This is a genomic window from Arthrobacter sp. R1-13 (assembly GCF_054161475.1).
The window spans coordinates 3,760,905-3,780,791 of the sequence record NZ_CP096420.1; the positions used below are offsets into that span (position 1 = coordinate 3,760,905).

General features: G+C 62.4%; 19 protein-coding genes and 1 riboswitch. Of the genes, 13 read left to right on the plus strand and 6 right to left on the minus strand.

Features of this window, described 5'->3' with window-relative positions:
* The first annotated feature begins 53 nt into the window (after window positions 1–53).
* Window positions 54–530, plus strand: coding sequence for an SRPBCC family protein (locus tag M1D88_RS17440; protein ID WP_458111997.1), 477 nt, complete (start codon window positions 54–56; stop codon window positions 528–530).
* Complete coding sequence (locus tag M1D88_RS17445) at window positions 527–844, plus strand: ArsR/SmtB family transcription factor (protein WP_458111998.1); 318 nt, start codon at window positions 527–529, stop codon at window positions 842–844. Before M1D88_RS17440 ends, M1D88_RS17445 begins: the two co-directional genes overlap by 4 nt.
* A gap of 16 nt (window positions 845–860) precedes the next feature.
* On the opposite strand, the gene M1D88_RS17450 is transcribed toward M1D88_RS17445, so the two are convergent.
* Window positions 861–1,967, minus strand: coding sequence for a LacI family DNA-binding transcriptional regulator (locus M1D88_RS17450; protein ID WP_458111999.1), 1,107 nt, complete (start codon window positions 1,965–1,967; stop codon window positions 861–863).
* A 185-nt stretch (window positions 1,968–2,152) separates the two neighbouring features.
* On the opposite strand from M1D88_RS17450, the gene M1D88_RS17455 reads away from it, so the two are divergent.
* The 6 genes from M1D88_RS17455 to M1D88_RS17480 all read left to right on the plus strand — a co-directional run bounded on the left by M1D88_RS17455 (window position 2,153) and on the right by M1D88_RS17480 (window position 8,212).
* Window positions 2,153–3,022, plus strand: coding sequence for an ABC transporter substrate-binding protein (locus M1D88_RS17455; protein ID WP_458112000.1), 870 nt, complete (start codon window positions 2,153–2,155; stop codon window positions 3,020–3,022).
* Between the two features lie 65 nt (window positions 3,023–3,087).
* On the plus strand, window positions 3,088–3,876 hold the full coding sequence (locus tag M1D88_RS17460) for an amino acid ABC transporter permease (protein ID WP_458112001.1): 789 nt from the start codon (window positions 3,088–3,090) through the stop codon (window positions 3,874–3,876).
* The gene (locus tag M1D88_RS17465) at window positions 3,873–4,643 is read left to right on the plus strand and encodes an amino acid ABC transporter ATP-binding protein (protein WP_458112002.1); all 771 of its coding nucleotides are present in this window, start codon (window positions 3,873–3,875) and stop codon (window positions 4,641–4,643) included. The genes M1D88_RS17460 and M1D88_RS17465 overlap by 4 nt, the downstream gene beginning before the upstream one ends.
* Window positions 4,643–5,716, plus strand: coding sequence for a Gfo/Idh/MocA family protein (locus M1D88_RS17470; protein ID WP_458112003.1), 1,074 nt, complete (start codon window positions 4,643–4,645; stop codon window positions 5,714–5,716). Before M1D88_RS17465 ends, M1D88_RS17470 begins: the two co-directional genes overlap by 1 nt.
* 85 nt (window positions 5,717–5,801) lie before the next feature.
* Complete coding sequence (locus M1D88_RS17475) at window positions 5,802–6,926, plus strand: NAD(P)/FAD-dependent oxidoreductase (protein ID WP_458112004.1); 1,125 nt, start codon at window positions 5,802–5,804, stop codon at window positions 6,924–6,926.
* A gap of 320 nt (window positions 6,927–7,246) precedes the next feature.
* Entirely contained in the window at window positions 7,247–8,212 is a 966-nt protein-coding gene (locus tag M1D88_RS17480; protein WP_458112005.1) for a serine hydrolase, read from the plus strand.
* Between the two features lie 53 nt (window positions 8,213–8,265).
* Here the strand turns inward: M1D88_RS17480 and M1D88_RS17485 are convergent, their stop codons facing one another.
* On the minus strand, window positions 8,266–9,210 hold the full coding sequence (locus M1D88_RS17485) for a phosphotransferase (RefSeq protein ID WP_458112006.1): 945 nt from the start codon (window positions 9,208–9,210) through the stop codon (window positions 8,266–8,268).
* Between the two features lie 110 nt (window positions 9,211–9,320).
* On the opposite strand from M1D88_RS17485, the gene M1D88_RS17490 reads away from it, so the two are divergent.
* Window positions 9,321–9,569 (plus strand): SCO4226 family nickel-binding protein, encoded by a 249-nt coding sequence (locus M1D88_RS17490; RefSeq protein WP_309107770.1) that lies wholly within the window; start codon window positions 9,321–9,323, stop codon window positions 9,567–9,569.
* A gap of 94 nt (window positions 9,570–9,663) precedes the next feature.
* Here M1D88_RS17490 and M1D88_RS17495 read toward each other — a convergent pair whose 3' ends face one another.
* Window positions 9,664–10,503 (minus strand): LysM peptidoglycan-binding domain-containing protein, encoded by an 840-nt coding sequence (locus M1D88_RS17495; protein WP_458112007.1) that lies wholly within the window; start codon window positions 10,501–10,503, stop codon window positions 9,664–9,666.
* 4 nt (window positions 10,504–10,507) lie between these two features.
* Window positions 10,508–10,709: riboswitch (cyclic di-AMP (ydaO/yuaA leader) on the minus strand.
* Between the two features lie 108 nt (window positions 10,710–10,817).
* Window positions 10,818–11,750: a threonine/serine dehydratase gene (locus M1D88_RS17500; RefSeq protein WP_458112008.1), complete on the minus strand. Its 933-nt coding sequence runs from the start codon at window positions 11,748–11,750 to the stop codon at window positions 10,818–10,820.
* Between the two features lie 707 nt (window positions 11,751–12,457).
* Between M1D88_RS17500 and M1D88_RS17505 the strand changes: the two genes are divergently transcribed.
* From M1D88_RS17505 to M1D88_RS17515, 3 genes are read left to right on the plus strand one after another with little or no spacing between them, the layout of a single operon-like run.
* Window positions 12,458–12,925 (plus strand): hypothetical protein, encoded by a 468-nt coding sequence (locus M1D88_RS17505; protein ID WP_458112009.1) that lies wholly within the window; start codon window positions 12,458–12,460, stop codon window positions 12,923–12,925.
* 35 nt (window positions 12,926–12,960) lie between these two features.
* The gene (locus tag M1D88_RS17510; protein WP_458112010.1) at window positions 12,961–13,497 is read left to right on the plus strand and encodes a hypothetical protein; all 537 of its coding nucleotides are present in this window, start codon (window positions 12,961–12,963) and stop codon (window positions 13,495–13,497) included.
* On the plus strand, window positions 13,494–17,099 hold the full coding sequence (locus M1D88_RS17515; protein WP_458112011.1) for a tandem-95 repeat protein: 3,606 nt from the start codon (window positions 13,494–13,496) through the stop codon (window positions 17,097–17,099). The genes M1D88_RS17510 and M1D88_RS17515 overlap by 4 nt, the downstream gene beginning before the upstream one ends.
* A 14-nt stretch (window positions 17,100–17,113) precedes the next feature.
* On the opposite strand, the gene M1D88_RS17520 is transcribed toward M1D88_RS17515, so the two are convergent.
* A complete protein-coding gene (locus M1D88_RS17520) occupies window positions 17,114–17,782 on the minus strand; it encodes a TetR/AcrR family transcriptional regulator (RefSeq protein ID WP_458112012.1) in 669 nt (222 codons plus the stop codon).
* A gap of 46 nt (window positions 17,783–17,828) precedes the next feature.
* On the opposite strand from M1D88_RS17520, the gene M1D88_RS17525 reads away from it, so the two are divergent.
* On the plus strand, window positions 17,829–18,695 hold the full coding sequence (locus M1D88_RS17525; protein ID WP_458112013.1) for an alpha/beta fold hydrolase: 867 nt from the start codon (window positions 17,829–17,831) through the stop codon (window positions 18,693–18,695).
* Window positions 18,696–18,705: 10 nt separating this feature from the next.
* Here the strand turns inward: M1D88_RS17525 and M1D88_RS17530 are convergent, their stop codons facing one another.
* Window positions 18,706–19,587 carry a response regulator transcription factor gene (locus M1D88_RS17530; protein WP_458112014.1) on the minus strand — a complete coding sequence of 294 codons (882 nt, stop codon included), beginning with the start codon at window positions 19,585–19,587 and terminating at the stop codon, window positions 18,706–18,708.
* Between the last annotated feature and the right edge of the window lie 300 nt (window positions 19,588–19,887).

Below are 19,887 nucleotides of genomic sequence, written 5' to 3' on the forward strand. Positions count from 1 at the left end.
TGGTGCGGTGCAACCATATGGTTGCAGTACATCATCGAAAGGAGACAGGAATCATGGCCACAACCACAAACCAGCCCTCCGTCATCGACGCGGACGAACTCACTGTCAGGCGCACCATTTCCATCGAAGCACCAATCGAAAAAGTCTGGGCTGCCATCACTGAGCCAGAGCACATCGCGAAATGGTTTGGCCAGTCTGCAGTGCTTGACGGCGCCGCCGTCGGCGCCAGCGGCGTCTTCTCCTTCGAGGGCCACGGCGACGTCCCTGTGCGGATCGAAGAGCTGGACGCGCCACGGATGATCGCCTACCGCTGGAGCAATGAGCAGGCCGATCCCCACGCACCAATCGACCCCAGCCGCTCCACGCTGTTCCGCTTCACTCTTGAACCGCACCAGGGCGGCACGCAGCTGACAGTGGTCGAATCGGGCTTTGAAACCCACACCGACCCCTCCTCTGCGATGGAAAGCCACCGCGGAGGCTGGGACGCCGAGCTGGACGAGTTGGTCGCTTACCTCGAGGGCGGCTCGTGACCACAAGTACCCTCGTTCCGGTGTTCGCCGCCCTCGGAGACGAAACCCGGTGGAGTATCCTGGCGGCCCTTGGCGAGGGCGACGCATCTGCGTCGGCCCTCGCCGGGAGCCTGCCGGTCACCCGCCAGGCAATCGCCAAACACCTTGCTGTGCTGCAGGAGGCCGGACTGGTCCAGTCCGTACGCGTCGGCCGCGAACTCCGCTATCGGGTGCTCGGCTCACAGCTCAGTGAGACGGCACGGCGCCTCGACAGCATCGGCAATGAGTGGGACCGCCGCCTCGCTGCCATCAAGCGGATCGCAGAGGGACTGTAAGAAGCAGGCCTCTCAGTCAGGAGACTGCCGCGGCAGACTCCCGCTTCCGCTTCCGCTCGGACACTGGGGCGGCAATGGATCCACGATGCTTGAGCGTTGCCTGAAATACGGGCAGCTCAAGGACTTTCCCCGGCTGCCTGATCAGGCGGATCAAAGCCTCGGCAGCGGAGGCACCAATGTCATAGACGGGTTGCGAGATCACGGTCAGCGGCGGCGTGGTGAGCTTGGTCCAAGCGAAATCGTCGTACATCAGAAACGAGACATCCTGCGGGATGCGCAGGCCCAACTCCTGGATGGCCTCTACAACACCCAACGCCACCAGGCCATCGGAGGCGATCATCGCCGTCGCCGGTTCCGGCATGAGCAGCAATTCGCGTGCAACCGCCTTGATGGAGTCGGCATCCCCGGCATTCAACCGCACCAGTTCTTCGCAAGGATCCAGTCCGGCCGCCAGAAGCGCCTGGTTCATGCCTTCGATCCGCTCAGTGATCTGTGAGGATGCAAGCTCCATGCCATGCCGGTATGGTCCCTGAATTTCCAACGTGGAGATGAAGGCGATACGGCGGTGTCCTGACTCGATGAGGTAGGCCGTGGATTCGCGCGCAACCGGCGTCATATCCGCAGCAACCACCGGCACGTCCAACCCTGGCGCCTTCCGGTCAAAGAGAACCAGCGGCCTGCCGGCGTCGTGCACGCGCCGCAGATGTTCGTACTCCGCCGAGGACGCGGGCGCGACGATCAGCCCGTCCACACGCTTTTCCAGCAAGACCCGCACGGCGTCCACCTCAGCCATGTGATCTTCGCCGGTATTGATCAGGATGACGTCGAACCCGGCGGCCTTCGCCGTGTCCGAGATCCCCCGCATCGCCAAGCCGAAATGCGGGTTCTCGATGTCTCCCACCACAACGCCGATGGTGTTCGATTTTCCCGTGTTCATGGTGCGGGCTAGCTCATTTGGGCGGTAGTTAAGCTCTTCCGCCGCAGCCAGCACGCGCTCGCGGACGTCATCGCTGACTGCCCCATAGTTTCCCAACGCCCGGGCGGCCTGGGCCTTCGAAACCTGCGCAGCCTTCGCGACATCCGCCACTGTGGTGTCGCGCTGCCGGGAGGAAGAATTTTTCATTACTGCCTTTCCGAAACCTCTTGACGAGGGTTTATGAGATGACTTACAGTCGAAAACAAGCCCATGTGAGTCCGGTCTCAATCGTAAGCACTGAGACCGGACTCCACAAGGGATTCCGCAGGAAAATCTGACTACCGCAAAAACTGCGGGCTCCCCAACTCACACCCCCGATAGGAAAAAATAACGTGTTCAAAGGAAACAGCCGCCGCAAAGGCGGAATCGTAGCTTCGGCCCTCGCCGCTGTCCTTGCCCTGTCCGCTTGTGGCGGCTCAGGCACCCCCGCTGCGGCTCCAGCTGACAACCCGTACGGCCTGATCGAACCCGGCACCATCCGCGTGGCCAGCCTCGGAGACTCCAAGCCGTACACCTTCACGGACGGCCAGGGCCAGTTCACCGGGTTCGACGTCGAACTCTTCAAGGACGTGGCGAACCGTGCCGGTGTGGACAATGTGGTGTTCACCGGCCAGGACTTCTCCGGTCTGCTCGCCGCCGTCGCCAACGGCCAGTTCGACGTCGGCGTTGCCGCCATCGGCATCACGGACAAACGCAAGGAGACTGTCGACTTCAGCGACGGGTACCTGGCTGGCTACCTGACGGTCATCACCACCAAGACCTCCGGCATCGAAGACGAGAACGATCTCGGCGGCAAGCGGCTCGGCGTGGTCCAGGGCACCCTTCAGGAAGCATACGCGGTGAAGAATTTCACCGATGCCAACCTGGTGCGCTTCCCCGACAACAACTCAGCTATTTCTGCAGTGAACAGCGGCTCAGCTGACGCCCACTTCCTGGACTACGAGGCAGCCAAGGCCTACCAGGAGCAGTACGGTCTGGTCAGCGCCGCCGATATCCCCTCCTTCGACGCACCGGCGGGTTTTGCCATCGCCAAAGGCAAGACCGAATTCAAGGAAGCCCTGAACAAGGGACTTGCCGAAGCCATGGAGGACGGCACCTGGAAGAAGCTCTACGAGAAGTGGTTCCCCGGCTCCCCCATGCCGGAACAGTACCTGCCCAAGGCGGAGCAGACTTCCAGCCCGACGGCGACCGCCACTAAGTAAGCAGCCCGGGCGGGCCGACTGGCCCGCCCGGTTCCCATCCTTCGCTACTAGCACTGAGAGCAACCATGGACTGGCTCAACACCATCATCCGCACGTTCTTCGACTTCGGGGCAATGGCCGAAGTCCTGCCCCAACTCCTCGGCGTTGGACTCATGAACACCCTGATCATCTCCATTGCAGCTACGGCCATCGGCCTGGTACTCGGAATGATCGTGGCAGTCATGGGGATATCGCCGTCGAAATGGCTGCGCATCCCCGCCCGGATCTACACGGACCTGTTCCGCGGACTTCCGGCCATCCTCACCATCCTGCTGATCGGCCAGGGCTTCGCCCGGTTCAGCCAATCGGTCTTCGGACCCTCCCCCTACCCGCTCGGCATCATCGCCCTGAGCCTGATCGCCAGCGCCTACATCGGCGAGATCTTCCGCGCCGGCATCCAAAGCGTGGACAAAGGGCAAGGCGAGGCGTGCCGCGCCCTGGGCATGAGCTACGCCAAGTCCATGGCCCTGGTGGTCGTTCCGCAGGGCATCCGCCGCGTCCTGCCAGCCCTCGTCAACCAATTCATCGCCATCGTCAAGGACTCGTCCCTGGTCTACTTCCTGGGCCTGCTCGTCAGCGAACGCGAACTGTTCCGCGTCGGCCAGGACGCCGCAGTTCTGTCCGGCAACCTCTCGCCCCTGGTAATGGCCGGGATCTTCTACCTCATCATCACGGTGCCCCTGACGCACCTCGTGAACTACTTTGACAACCGGTTCCGTACCGGACGCCGCCTGCCTGCCCCGCCCAGCAGCGGGCTGAAGGAAGTCAAGGAACTCGACTCGGCATCGCCCCTCATCACCGGGAGCAACACATGAGCACCAGCACCAATATCCCAGCACAGGAGATCCACACATTCCACGGCTCCAGCCTGGAACTGAGGAACCTCACCATGGCCTACGGCGACATCGAAGTCCTCCGTAACGTCAGCCTGTCTGTGGCTCCCGGCACCACCACCTGCATCATCGGGCCCTCCGGTTCAGGCAAGTCAACCCTGCTGCGTGGAGTCAACCGCCTGCACGAACCCAAGAGCGGAGATGTCCTGCTGGCGGGCAAGAGCGCCTTGGCCGTGCAGCCGGACACCCTCCGCCGCCGCATCGGCATGGTCTTCCAGCACTTCAACCTCTTCCCGGATCACACCGCGCTTGAAAATGTCGCTCTGGCACTCTGGAGCGTCAAGGGCATGTCCAAAGCCGAGGCCAGGAAAAGGGCACACCGGAGCCTCGCCGAGGTAGGGCTGGCAGAAAAGGCCGACCATCGACCTCGAGACCTTTCCGGGGGACAGCAGCAGCGTGTCGCCATCGCACGGGCACTGGCCATGGAACCGGAAGTCATGCTCTTCGATGAAGCCACCAGCGCGCTGGACCCTGAACTCGTGAAGGGCGTTCTGAACCTCATGGCCGGACTTGGACGCCGCGGCATGACCATGCTGGTGGTCACCCACGAGATGGGCTTCGCCCGAAAGGTGGCTGACCAAGTGGTGTTCATGGACGAGGGCGAAGTCGTGGAAGTCGGCACCCCTGCCGACCTCTTCGACCACCCCAAGAGCGAACGCCTTCAGCGCTTCCTCTCCGAGGTGCTGTAATGACGGACCAAGGGGTGAATAGGGACCTGCACGGTGATCCTGTCCGCACCGCCGTCGTCGGTTTTGGAATTTCGGGACGCGTCTTCCACGCCCCGCTAATTGCCGCCGATCCCCGGTACTCGCTGGACTTTATTGTCACGGCCGATCCCGAACGCTCCCGTCAAGCGAAAAGCAGCTATCCCGCTGCCGACGTCGTCACAACAGCGGAGGAGCTGTTCGACCGGGCCGGGGCTGTGGACCTGATTGTCCTTGCGACGCCGCCCGTTACACACTTTGATCTGGCGGTGAAGGCTATCAACCGTGGACTGGACGTGGTGGTGGACAAGCCTTTTGTGCCCAACTCAGCACAAGGCGAGGAGCTTATCTCCCGGGCTGCAGAGGCAGGGGTGCGGCTCACCGTCTTCCAGAACAGGCGCTGGGACGCCGACTTCCTCACTGTCCGAAAGCTCCTGGACACGGGATCGCTGGGTGAAGTACGCACCTTCGAATCCCGCTTTGAATGGTGGCGCCCCGAAGGATTCGGCAACTGGCGGGATACGACTCCCATTAGCGACGGCGGCGGCATCCTGCATGATCTCGGCGCGCACCTGATCGACCAGGCCATCCAGCTTTTTGGCCCCGTGGAGGAGAGCTATGGCGAAACTTCCATACACGGACAGGGCTCCGGCTCGGGGGCTGAGGGTGCAGATCAGGAGGCCTTTGTGTCATTACTGCACCAGTCCGGCGTCCGGTCCCGCCATTGGATGAACGGGGCTGCAGCCCAGGTCGGCGCCCGTTTCCATATTCTGGGGACCAAGGCCGGCTACACCAAGTGGGGCCTGGACGGGCAGGAACCTGCGTTGGACGCGGGCGTTCGTCCCACCGATCCGCACTATGGGGTGGAACCCCAAAGCACGTGGGGCCGGCTTGGCATTGACGGCTCCGAGGAGCTGGTGCGGCCGGAACGCGGCGCTTATCCCGAGTTCTACCAGGTCCTGGGCGATGCGCTTATGGGTCAGGGACCGTTGCCTGTAGACCCAGCCGAATCAGTGCAAGCACTCCGGATCATCGAGAAAATCCACTCCCAGAGCTAGCCCCACACACCTTTGCTTCCCTGGCATTCCTTAGCCGGGCAGCTGCCCCCTGATTATTTCCTAGCCTCAAGAAAGAGAGCCCGTTATGTCATCCGTTGTTTCCGCCAAGCACGTTGCCGTTATCGGCGGCGGAATCCTCGGCGTTTCCTCGGCAGTGCATCTGCTGCGGGCCGGTGCGGCCGTCACCCTCATTACCGAAAGCCAGCTGTGCAGCGAGGCGACCGGACGGTCCCTCTCCTGGCTGAATTCCGCTGGGGAACGCTCCCGTCCGTACCATGAGCTGCGGATGGCCGGCGTCGACCGCTACCGTACCCTGTTTGCCGCAGACCCCCACCGGGAGTGGCTGCAGTTCGGCGGCGGGCTCATGTGGAATGTCGAAGGCAAGTCCGGAGTCACCGAGGCCAGGCACGTCTACGAGAAGTCGATCGGCTACGACTCCAAGCTGCTCGAACCGGCCGCCGTCGGCACTGTCACGCCGGGGATAGATGCTTCCGCTATTCCGGAGAACGCCATCTTCAATCCTGGTGAGGGCTGGGTCAGCCTTCCCGATCTGGTGGACTTCCTCATGGGCGAATTCCACGAACGCGGAGGCCAGCTGGTCACCAACGCCGGAAAAGCGTCGGTGGTTCTCACCGACGGTGTGGCCAGCGGCGTAACCACGGCCGACGGCGAGACCTACGGTTCCGACACCGTTCTGGTTGCGTGCGGAGCGGCAACGCCCGCGGTCGTGGCGCCGCTCGGCGTCGAGATCCCCAACGCTTCGCCGATCGCGATGCTGGTTGTGACCAAGCCCGTAGAGCACTCCCTTTCAGCAGTGCTGAATACCCCGCGGGCCGCAGTCCGTCCCAACCCTGGCGGCACGCTGGCCCTCGATCACGACTGGTACGAGGAACAGATCACTGAGTTCCCGGACGGCAGCTTCACCATCCCGGATGAAGTGGTGCAGGAGTTGGCCGATGAAGCCTCCAGGCTGGTAGCCGGAAACCCTGAGCTGAAGCCTGCGTCCTGGAAGATCGGCCGTAAACCGATTCCGGGCGACGGCGAGCCGGTGTTCGGTGAACTCGAGAAGGCCCCCGGCTGCTTCGTGGCCTTCACCCATTCCGGAGCGACCCTTGGCCTGATTGCCGGAGAGCTGATGGCCGAGGAGATCATGTCGGGCAAGAAACACCCGATGCTGGCGACGTTCCGCCCCGGGCGTTTCAACAAATAGGTCTCAACAAATAAGCAGGGTCTCAGCAATAGACAGGAGTGCCGCCCGCATCCGATGCATTGGGGGGATGCGTGCGGCACTCCCATTTGTTCAAAGGCGGCCCTTCCCCGCTTGAACGGCCCGGGGCGGGGCCGTCGGTGTGGGGCAGGGCCGTCGGTGTGGGGCAGGGCCGTCGGAGCGGGGCAGGGCCGAAGCCTCTCCATGGACAATGGCTGAAGGCGGGGCTACATTCGGTGCAGTAGACGCCTCGCGCCGACGTCTACGACGAATCCGCTGATGCAGCCAGGCGGTCCCTGCTGGCTGGCGTGGAGGGATCCGGGATGACTTCATCAGACCCAGCAAGTACAAGCGGCAAGCGGCCTGGGGTGGTGCTTCGCTTAGCAGCGACGCGCTTGGTGGCGATCTGGACGGTAACGGCCGTCATCATCCTGGCCACCCTGATCTTTGCCCCGCTTCGCTCGGCTCCGGACGGTCCTGATCTCCTTCCGCGGGCAAGCCAGACGGACGCCCGAGATTTTGCCGACGTCGGTTACCTGCTCCCCCGGGAACCGAAGCCGCAAGGGCATCCGCCCCCGGGTATGACAGAGGAATTGGATGATGAGATTCTGCGAATCCTCGCTGCAAACGGGGATTTCAGGATCGGCATCGCGTTGGGAAACGTGGGCAGTGGGGAAGTGCGTCTGTACGGGGATGTTTCCCCTTATCTCGCAGCCAGCACGGCCAAGGTCCTCACAGCCGTCGCCTACTATCACTTCGTGGAAACGGGAGATCTGAAGCTGGACGAGCCGCTCGGCAATTACACGGCCGCGTTCCAGCTGGAGGCCATGATCAATTCCAGCAACAACGATTCATGGCTGCTTCTCATGAAAGCTATCGGCTTTCCCCGGCTCATCGAATATGCCTCCTCCATCGGTATCAGCTACGACCCCACACAAAACCTCCTGACGCCAATGGAGACGGCCACCTTGTTGATGAGGCTGTATTCAGGAGACCTCATCAATGCAGGACACACTGCCCAACTGCTGGCCTATATGCAGGAGACCAACAATGAAGAACTCATACCGCCGGCAGTTCCTGCCGGTGTGACCGTCCATCACAAGTACGGCATCCTGGGCGAGTACATGCACGACGTCGCTGTCCTCAGCTCGGGCGGTACCGCCTATTCATTGGCGATCTACACAGCGAACCCGTTCGGCAGGCAAGGCAGAATCGATGTCATTCAAGAGTTGACGCGCCAGATTTGCTTTGCCATGTTTCTCCCGCGGGATACCTCAAGCGGCTTTTGATTGCGTATTGTCCAGATCCTCCAGCAGCAGGGGCGGGTCTTTCCAGCACAGGCTTACCTGACGCAGGCACGCTGTTGGAGCCAGGCGATCACAGCGTCGCCTTGCTGCTGCTGGAATGCACGGATAGTGGGAAGTCCGGCGGGCGGCGGCTGACGGGCAGCATCAATAAAATACGCTCCAAGTCCGGACAGGACCCGGTCAACGCTGCCTGGCTGAACCTGGGAAAAGACCGGATGGGAATACAGCACCGACTCAACATCGAAGTCTGCATCAAACACCCGCGCATTGATCAAAAGTGACAGCGCGTCGATCCAACCGGCACCGATGCAAGCCCACGGCCAATCGACCAGGACAGCCGTGTTGTTGTCCGTGATCAGGATGTTGTCGGCCCGGACGTCCCCATGCACCAGGCTGTTGCCACGGAGATCCTTGAGGCCCTGTGTGGCCAGTGTTTCGAGGGCATCCAGGTGCTCCAGGATCCAGGGGTCGCAGCCTTCGGGCTCCTCGCCCGCCACACGTGCCCATCCTCCGAACGCCTCACGAAGCTCATGTTCAAGGAACGGCAGATGCGCCAAGGATTGCGGGACGGGAGTGCTGGCCAGTTCCAGCAGCGCATTCAAAACAACGGTCAGTTCGGCCGAGGACCACGGAACACGCGGAGCACGTCCTTCGATATCAGCCAGGATGAGGGCAACCCACTCACCGTCGTCGAACGTCCCGATCAACGCGGGTGACGGTACCTCTGGAGGCAAGCCGGCGGTATTTGCCGCTTCTTTCCGATGAATCGATGGGGAATGCTCGTTCAGGGCCGCGCCAACTGCCTTAACAAAGGCCCTCTGACCCGAAGCGGTTCGTACCCTGTCGGCAGTACCCGGGGAGAATCCACCCCGCTGGCTGCTCCATTCCTGTACGGGAGTTTCCAGGATCTCTTCGATGCCGGCCCTCACGTGTTCCGGCAGATCGGGCCAGCTGATGCGGGTACTCCAATCGGGTTGCATTGGCCCATTATTCCCCACGACAAGCCTATTGACCGTGTGAGGCCAGAGGCCTAGCGTCTCCCTTAACTCCACACTGCAAACCATGCAGACCGTAGCTAAGGAGAGGAACTATGCCGGAATATATGGATGTTCACCACAACATGAAAGGGCTGACCAGGGAGGACCTCCAGGCAGCTCATGCAGCTGATCTGGCCATCCAGGCCGAGGAAAACGTCAATTTCAAGAACGCATGGGCGGACCCGAAAGACGGAGTCATCTACTGCCTCTCAGAGGCCCCGTCAGCCGAAGCAGTCCAGCGGATCCACGAACGCACAGGTCACCGCGCGGACGAAGTTCATGAGTTGCCGCTGAAAGTGTGACTGACGGCGAGGCAGCTAAAGCTCAGAAAGCGGCAGATACCGGTTGTCCCGGCACCTGCCGCTTTCCTTTGCCCTGCGCTTCTGGAAGGCCGGACTAGGCAACCCGCACAAATGAGTAGCCCGAGAGCCAGGACAACGGATGAACAAGTGTTGCGTTGACATAGTTCATGCCGCTGCTGACGACTTGTCCGTTGCCGGCGTAGATCCCGATGTGCCCGGAGCTGATCACCAAGTCGCCGGGAGCGGGAGTTCCAACCACCGTTCCGTACTGGAAGAACTGCGTCGGGGCGAGGTCACCTACGCTCTTGCCGATGGAGCGGAGGGCACGTTCCACCAGAATGGTGCAGTCCTGGGTGGCGCCAATCTGGCCATAGGCGGCAGCCAGCAAAGCTGCCCCCGTGCCGCTGGCGGCCGCGGGAGCAGGCGCAGGCGCAGGAGCCGGTGCGGGCGCGGGCGCTGGAGCCGCGACGGGCTTGATGGAGGTAGATGCCAGGGACAGGGTGGGCGCAGCCGCCGACCCTGCTCCCGGAATCTGGATCTGGTTGCCGGGATAGATGATGGACGTCACCGCCAGGTTGTTGGCGGCGAGGACCGAGTTCAGGGTTACGCCGTAGCTTGCCGAAATGGCTCCGAGAGTGTCGCCGGAGACAACCGTGTGAACCTTTCCTGCGGCCGGGGCAACAGCTGCTGCCTGCACCGGTGCCGTTGCCTGGGCAGCGGTTGCGGCAGTGGCCCCGGTGGAGCCATCCGGTGCCTGGGCTCCAGCATGGGCGGGAGCCCCGACACCGAAAAGAAGGCCTGATACGGCGGCGATGATGAGGGCCGGCCTGCCCAGCCCTATAGCGTGGGACTTAGCCGAGGTCGACAACCCGCTCATGACGGTTGAGCCGGTAGGGGTGGCACGGTGGCGCGCCAAAATGGACTTTTGTGACATGGTGTTTTTGCCTCTCCCATGCCTGCGGGGTGAGCTGTCGGGTTCGGATGGGAGTTCACCCGGCCGGTCCACACCGCCGTGGGGCGGGGCGAAGCGACTTAACCCCTAGGACCTGACAAGAGGTCCGAGTGGAATCGTGGTTCCCCCGTCCCTGCCGCTGAAAAATGCGGACGAATCCCCGTCAGCGGCAGGGTTCGGCATACTGACGCGGGAATGCCCCGGCTGGAGCCGGGGGCACCACAAGAGAGTAACTTCTACTTCTGCCAGAAGTCACGTTTCGGTAACAAAACTTTTCGGCGCGTTACATATGCGTGCTAAACGGTGGCGGGGTCTGTATTGGAGCCACAGAGAACGACGGCGACCCGCTCACCTTCGGAAGGGACATAGGCACCGGACTGGAGGGCGGCGAAGGCAGCCGCGGCGCCATGCTCTACGACGACGCGGTAGTTGTCCCACAACCAAGAGCGAGCGGTAACGATGTCGTCGTCGGAAACCAGAAGGCTTGCTACGCCGGTACGGGACGCCACGGCGAAGGCGATCTCTCCGATCCGGCGTGCTCCCAGGGAGTCAGCTGCTATCCCCGAGACAGCAACATCAACAGGCTCTCCTGCCCTGAGTGCCGCGGAAAGAGTGGGGGCTGTGTACGGCTCGACGGCGAGCACCTTTGCCCGGCCTTCCACGGCTGCCGCCACCCCCGCCATGAGGCCTCCACCGCCCACCGCGATCACAACAGTGTCCACACCCTGGAGTTGTTCCAGCAGTTCAGAACCGACAGTGCCGGCCCCAGCGGCGATCTCCGGCTGGTCGTAGGCGTGGCAATAAACGGCCCCGGTCTCTTCCACATATTTTATGGCGGCCTCGTAGGCTTCGGCGTATTCGGTTCCGCCCTGGATCACGCTTGCTCCGCTGGCCACGAGTTTTCTGACCTTTACCGCCGGTGCGCTCTCCGGCACATATACAGACGCGGGGACTCCGAGCTGCTGGGCAGCATATGCGTTGGCAAGGCCAGCATTCCCACCGGAGGCGACGACGATGCCCACGTCAGGATTCAGCTCTCCCCGTTCATGGGAGGCAAGGATGCGGTTGAAGGCACCCCTGGCCTTAAATGTTCCTGTGTGCTGCATGAACTCGCACTTGAGCCACACCTCGCCCGGGAACATTCCGGAGTCAAGTTGGATCAGCGGCGTGCGGCGGACCCTTCCGGCTATTCTGGTGGCGGCTTCCTCAACGTCTGCGCGGCTGATCATGCTGACAATCGTATGGGCACACAGTAGATTCAAGCGCAGATGAGTGAGTGGATCGACCACAGTAGGGGATTCCCGTGGCAGAAGACTTCCCGCGTCGGAGCCAACGTTCTGGGTGGTGTTTTGCGGGCTGATCCAACAGCTGCTGCACCTTGCTCTGACTTTTTTCGCGGCGGCCATGCCTGGCGCGGGTTCGTCGCAGCACGGACATGAGCGCCTGGACCCGCAGTTGCCTGCGGTTCCCGCCGGACCTGCATCCTCACATTCCGGGGAACTGATGGTGGACGCCCATGTGGCAGCAGCGCTTTTGGCGGCGCTTTTTTGTCCAGGCTCCAGTCCCATGCCATGGTCCTGGAGGATCGTGACGGAGGTTGACGTGAGGGTTTGCGCAGGATTTCCACGACCTAAAGCAAGCTCAGTCAAACTTTCCTCAAGATTCTCCGCGCCTTCACAGATCTTCAAGTTTCGCATTTCTCCGCTGTTAGCGTGTCTCTTGTCGAGGCACCCGATCGACAAGATGGACATGAGGCGCTGGGGGCGCCGCAGCAGGTGAAGGCGCTTTCACGTCCCAAACCCGCGGAACCATGACCGGTTGAACACATCACCTGCCAGGCCTCACTCACGAACTTTTCAGCGATCCCGTCCTCCGGGAGCTGCAATTCTCGCGAGCCTTCCCAACATTCAGCTCTCATCACCCTTGGAGTTCCCTCATGCGCAAAAACTCGAAAAAAACTGCGGCCGTTGCAGCCATCGTCCTCCTTTCCGGAGCCGGCGCGGCCTATGCCTTCTGGTCCACGGGTGGCTCTGGAACGGGTACCGCCGCCACGTCCACCAACGTCCCTATCACGGCCGTGCAGACCAGCTTCATTTCGGGCTTACAGCCCGGCGGCGCTGCACAAACGCTGAGCGGAAATTTCACGAACGGCAACACCAGCCCTGTGTATGTTTCGAGCGTCACCGCCAGCATCTCCAGCGTCACCGTCAACGGGGTGGCAGCCGTTGGCTGCGACGCCTCCGACTACACCATCGCCAATGCCGCCATGACTGTGGGCACCGAGGTTCCGGCCGGCACGGCTAAGGGCGCTTGGACCGGAGCCACCATCGCCTTCAACAACAAGGCCACCAACCAGGATGCATGCAAAGGCGCCACGGTGAATTTCGCCTACGCCATCAGCTAACACCCTTTATCGTTCCGCTAATCCCAGGAGTTCCGATGACTGTCACCATGAGGAGGAACTGCACCTTCCGCAGCCGCCTGTTTCTTGCTCCGGCGACAGTCCTCGTCCTGGTCCTGACCACGGTGTTGTCGGTCGCGGGTGCAGCAGGCGCCTTATGGCTCGCCTCCGGGTCGGGGTCCGGAACGGGGACGACGGCGGTCACAGCCTCCGCTCTGGCCCTCACTCCGGGAGCGTCGGCGTCGGGCGTCCTGTATCCGGGTGGGAACGCCGACGTGCTCCTGACCATCAGCAATCCCAACACTGCGGCTGTGCATCTTGCCGCCCTCACCTTGGATCCTGACCAGGGAGCGGGCGGCTATGCCGTAGATCCCGGCCACTCCGGATGTACCCTGACAGCCCTGGCTTTTTCCAGCCAGTCAAACGGCGGTGCCGGTTGGACGGTGCCAGGCGCAGCAGGGGCGTCCAACGGAACCCTCGCTGTGACACTGGCGAACGGGTTGACGATGTCCGCCGACGCCAATAACGCTTGCCAAGGCGCCAGGTTCACAGTGTTCCTGGAGGCGCAGCCGTGAGGTTTAACCGCTGGAGACGGCTGCACTGGGTCATCTGTTTGCTGCTGGCTACCAGCCTGGCAGCGGGGGCCGCTTGGGCATACTGGAGCGCAGAGTCCCTCCCGGGAGGGGGTGGAGGGGCAACAGCAGCGTCCGTCAACCGAGGCACGGTGCCGACTGCCGTCGTCGTCGGCCATTCCGTCACCCTCAATTGGGGCGCAACAACCCTGACCACGGGAACGCCGGTGAGTGGTTATCTCGTGAAGCGCTATTCGGGAACCAGCGAACAGACTGTCCTGGCGGGCTGCGCCGGCACCATCACGGTCTTGACCTGTACGGAAACCGGTGTCCCCGCGGGGATCTGGACCTACTCGGTCACCGCCTTGTTCGCGGCGAACTGGGCGGGTGCGGAGAGTGACCGCAGCGCTGCGGTCACAGTCCAGAACGGCGCTCCCACCGCCGCTGCCGACAACTATGCCCTCACCGAAGATTCACCATTGAGCGTCACTTCCGGAGCTGTGCTGGCCAACGACGCCGATCCGGAAGCTGATGCACTCTCTGCTGTATTGGTCACCGGGCCTGCCCACGGCACGATTGCGCTCAGCGCCGACGGGACGTTCACTTACACGCCGGAGGCTAACTTCAACGGCACTGACACCTTCCGCTATAAGGCCAACGACGGCGGCTCAGATTCCAACGTCGCCAGCGTCACCCTGACGGTCGGTGCGGTTAACGACGCTCCCGCGAACATCATCCCGGCCGCCCAGCAGACCCCGAAGAACACGAGCCGGGTGTTCTCCTCCGCCAACAACAACCCCGTGTCAGTCAGCGACGCCGATGCTGCGGGCTCCACCGTGCAAGTGAAACTGACAGCGGCCTCCGGCGCCGTGACACTGCCTGTTCTCACCGGTCTGACGTTCTCAGCCGGCGACGGTACCTCGGACGGCACCATGACGTTCACTGGCCCGATTGCCACCATCAACAGCAGGCTGTCCGGGCTCACTTTTGTTCCCGCAAGCAACTTCACCGGCGCAGCCAGCCTGCAGATCGTCACCAGCGACCTTGGCAACACCGGCACCGGCGGAGCCCTCTCCGCCACCGGCAGCGTCACCATCAACGTCAGTGCACTGGGGATTTTCGCCGTCAACCAGGATGTGGGAGCACCCCTTCTTGCCGGCTCCAGTTCTTACTCGGGCGGCACGTACACGGTTGCCGGGAGCGGCTCCGGCATCTGGAACAGCTCGGACCAGTTCCAGTTCCTCTCCCGGCCAATGACCGGCGACGGCAGACTCACAGCCAAGGTCGTCTCGCAGAACCAGTCCCCTGTAACCGTTGGCCCGGCCAAGGCAGGAGTGATGTTCAGGCAGACAACGGCCGCCGGCAGCATCCACGCAATGATGGACGTCATGAAGTCCAACGGTTCCGAATTCCACTGGCGGCTGGCCACTGACGGAGCGTCAGGAGCCACCACCGTAACGGCCGGAATCGCCGCTCCGTATTGGGTACGGATCACCAGGATCGGCAAACTGGTCATCGGTGAGAGGTCGGCCAACGGCGTTACCTGGGTTCAACAGGGCGCGTCCCAGACGGTCACCATGGGCTCGGCCATTCAGGCCGGACTCGCCGTGTCTGCCGTCAGCAACGTGAGTGTCAATACGGCTGTCTTCGACAACGTGTCCCTGACAACGCCACCATCAGCGGTTGGTGGCAGCTACACCACCAATGAGGACACCGCCATTTCCGCCAGCGCTCCTGGCGTTTTGGCCGACGATTCAGATCCTGAAAGCAATTCCCTGACCGCAGTCCTCGTCTCGGGAACGCCAGGCCTGACGCTCAACAGCGACGGTTCGTTCAACTACCTACCGCCGGCAAACTTCAGCGGCGTGGCCTCGTTCACGTACAAGGCGAACGACGGCGTCTTCGACTCCAATACGGTGACCGTGAACATCATCGTGAACCCGTCCAACGAGGCGCCCAGCTTCATCATGGGCGCGGATCAGACCGTTCCCAGCAACTCCGGCAGCCAACTGCTTCCCTCCTGGGCCACTTCGATCTCAACCGGCGCCGGCGAATCCGGGCAAACGGCCAGCTTCACGGCAACCAACAACAACCCCGCGCTGTTCACTGTCCAGCCCTCGGTCAGTGGCACTGGCACCCTCAGCTATACGTCGGCGCCCCAGGCTGCAGGAGTCGCGACCGTGATTTTGAGCCTTCAAGACAACGGAGGTACTGCATTCGGCGGATCGGACACCAGCCCCGTGCAGACGTTCACCATCAGCGTCGGGGCAGCCCCGCTTCTCGCTACCACCGGCACGGGCCTTGCCTACACGGAAAACGGGAGCAGTTTCCTCGATTCCGCAATCACCATCAGCGACGCCGACAGCCCCACCCTCACGTCGGCGGACGTCACCCTAACCACCAACTACGTCAATGGCCAGGACGCGCTCGCCTTCACCAACCGGGCTGGAATCACCGGCACGTGGACCGCTGCCTCAGGCGCCCTTGCCCTCTCCGGAACTGCGAGCGTTGCAGATTATCAGGCGGCACTTCGCTCCATCACGTATTCGAACAGCAGCAACAACCCATCAACCGCACCGCGCACAGTCTCATTCACTGCCAGCGACGGGATCTTCACCAGCATCCCCGCCACCAGAACAGTCTCGGTTACTTCGGTCAACGACGCACCCGGCAATACGGTGCCGGCAAGCCAAACGACGTTCCAGAACACCCCGGAAGTGTTCACTATCAGCAACGGCAATGCCATCTCCACAGCCGATCCCGACGCCTCCTCGGCTCAGGTGCAGCTGATAAGTACCAACGGCACCAGCACGCTCTCAGGCACTGCTGGCCTGACCTTCACAACCGGCGACGGAACTGCCGATGCCACCATGAGCTTCACCGGCACAATCACCGCCATCAACACCGCACTCGCAGGGCTGCGCTTTGCTCCTCAATCCAACTTCACAGGCACCGCCACGCTGCAGATGCTGACCAGCGACCTCGGAAGCACCGGCAGCGGAGGAGTCCTCACGGACAACGACACCTTCAACATCATGGTCACTCCCGGCATCTTCACGGACATCATCAACGTGGGCGCGGGAACGGCCGGCCCGACGTCGTCGACGTATTCAGCGGGGACGTACACAGAGGTGGGCAACGGGGCTGACATCTGGCAGCAGGATCAGTTCCATTACCTCTACAAATTCTGGACCGGCGACGGGACGATCATCGCCAGGGTCACCTCGTTGAGCACCTCCCACAAGGGCGCTAAGGCCGCCGTGATGTTCCGCGAAAGCGTCAACACCGACAGCAAGCACGCCATGATGGCTCTGCAACCCCCTACAGGCGGTGGCGCTGAATGGGCTTACCGGAGCAGCGGCACGCAGACAAACTACACGTCGACGGCGGGCATAAAGCCCACGTACTGGATCAAGCTGGTGCGCTCCGGGGACACCTTTACCGGTTTCACGGCGCCGGACGCGTCCGGGACCCCGGGTACCTGGACGCAGCGCGGCACGCAATCCATCCCCATGCCGGGCACCATCCTGGTGGGTCTGGCGACGTTGTCGCACAGCGCAACGCTGACTACCACCGCCACCTATGACAACGTCATGGTTCAGTAGTTTGGTGGCTGTAGTTACGTCGCAGCTGAATCGGGTGACAGGCCGATGTCCGCTGGGGCGCCCAGCGCGATGAGCCGTTCCCGGATCCCGCTCCGCGCAAGTAAGTATCCGCGCGATGTCCGGTGCAGCAGGGAAGTCATGTTCGCGGCATCGAGCATCGCCCCGATCTCGAACGCGAGCACCTCGGCGGCGTTGCTCCCGCCTGCTAAGCCGGGCAATTCCGGCTCAGCTTCCCGCACGGCACGCCTCAGGAACGCCAGCCATTCCTCATCGATCCGCGCGAGAAGTTCCCGGGCGGCGTCGTCCTTTGCCGAAGCGTCGGCCGCGACGGCACGGAAAAAACATCCACCCGCGAAAACGCGGCCCTCTGAGTAGTCCAGCCACAGCTCAACAAGGCCGATGAGCCTCCGGAGTCCGCGTGGACGGGCGAGCGCCGGAGAGATGACCTTCTCGATGAATACCCCGCGCGCGGCTTCAATCGTCGCGAGCTGCAGATCCAGCTTCGATCCAAACAGCGTTGCCACGTTGCTTTTGCTGACGCCAAGCTCGCTTGCCAGTCCGCCGATTGTGAGCCCATCAAGTCCGCTCAACGATGCCTGGTCGACGGCTAGCCGCAGAATGGCGCGCCGGGACTCATCGCCGCGCTGACGGCGGCCATCGGGTGCTACGGCTGTGTTTGACATTCGATCCTCTAGACAGTACGAACGGTCGTGTGTATATATTAGCACTATGACGACGCAGACGCCCTCTCTTCCGCCAGTGATGCATGCACTTCGCCTGCTCGAGTCTGTCGCCCCGCCGCTCGCGGCTGAAACTGCCTACAGCCTTTGGGTACGGCCAGGAAAGCGTAAGCCCGTGCATGAAACGGAGCGATACGTTATGGAGCACGCCAGAAGATCCACCATCCGTATGCGGGGCCGGCGCGTGGCTGTCTATCGCTGGGGAACCGGGTCCCGAGCAGTGCTGCTGGTCCACGGCTGGCAAAGCCGTGCCGCTGCCTTTGCTCCCCTCGTGCGGGAGCTACGCGCGGCGGGACGGACGATCGTGGCCTTTGATGCCCCTGCGCACGGCGAATCCAGCGGCCTGCGAACCGATGTCCGCGACTACGCGGGCATCATTGCCGAGCTTGGCCGCCAGCACGACGGGTTCGAGGCGATCGTTGCGCACTCGTTCGGGACGCCGAGCGCCGCCCTCGCCATTCGGGGAGGTGTGCGCGTAGGACGGCTCGTAACGGTGAACGGTGCGGCCGACTTCGAGTATCTTTTGCAGAGCTTCGCACACAAGCTCGGGCTTAGCCGCTCAAGTGTGCTCGCGGTTCGACGCCGTACGGAACGCCGGCTGTTCCCTGGCAGTACCGATATTTGGACGAGTCTCTCGGCCACGGCGCCGCTCCCCGTCGAAGTTCCGTGGCTCGTGCTCCATGACGACGCCGATACGATGATCGGGCTGGACCAGGCGCACGCCCTGCTCGCTGCCCACGCATTCACAACCCTGGTGGTCACACATGGGCTGGGGCACAACGGGCCGCTGCGGGATGACGCCGTGCTGGACCGGATCAGCACTTTCCTTTCACCGGCCCTGCACGCCCAGCGCTAGGTGTACTCACCTAGGGAGCCAGCCGGTAACCCACTCCGCGGACTGTTTCCACCCATTTGGGCGCCTTGGGGTCATCACCGAGGCGATTCCGCAGATTCCCCATGTGCACCTCGACGACGCGCTCCTCGGCGGTGCTGACGTAGGAACCCGAGCCGTAGGGATCGTTGCGGAGCCTCCGGACCAGTTCCTCTTTGCTCTGGACACGGCGCCCGTTTTCCATAAGCACCAGGAGCAGATTGAACTGAGTGCGAGTCAGGTCCACCTTCTTGCCATCAATCGTTGCCGTCCGCGTGCCCTCGTTAACAGTCAGCCCGCGGTGCTCCAGGTCGCGGAACTCATCCGCCTCCCCCGTCCCAAAGGAATGTCCGACGGCGGGGAGCCTCACTTCGGACTGCATGACGGCGGGCAGTGCCCCTGCGTGTTGCAACACCGGTTGCAACAGGGCAGGTTCGGGCATCGCAGGTTCCGTTGATTGGCGCTCCATCGAAGCGGGTTCCATGACGGCCGGTTCCATGATTGACCACCGTGGCCGCCGGAGCATCGCCGCAATCCGTGCCCGAAGCTCGCGGGGACGGAATGGCTTGGTGAGGTAGTCGTCAGCGCCGGCGCCAAACCCCATCAGTGCATCGGCTTCGTCCACTCTTCCCGTCACCATAATGAGGTAGGCGTAGCTGAATGTCCGGATGCGCCGTGACGCCTCGATCCCGTCGAAGTCGGGAAGGCTCAGGTCCATGGTGACCAGAACCGGGTTGTGCTTCCGGACCGCTTCCACGCCTTCCGTTCCCGATGAAGTTGTATGGACGGTAAATCCGGATTGCCGGAGGATGTCCCTCAGCGACTCCCGAATGTCGTCGTCGTCCTCTACAACCACAGCAACGCCGCGATTCACCACTTTGCTCCCAGCCTTTGATCCAACAATCCCTAATAATGTCTGGTCTCAGAGTCCAGGGCGCATGAATGAACGCACGAGAATGTGACCCAGATAAATAAGCCTGTGTGCTGCACCGTGCTGCGCCGTCGGGCGCTTCATCCTTTGTCGCTGCAAAGATCGCTACGGGATTGGCATTCCATTATCGGGATCGCTGGGGTGCAGAAATGAGCCTACACACGATAATTGATTTCTTGTCCGTTCTAGTTTAATCTTGAGTAGTTCTTGAGTTAAGGCTGAATCTTGTGCAAACTTTTGAGCGAA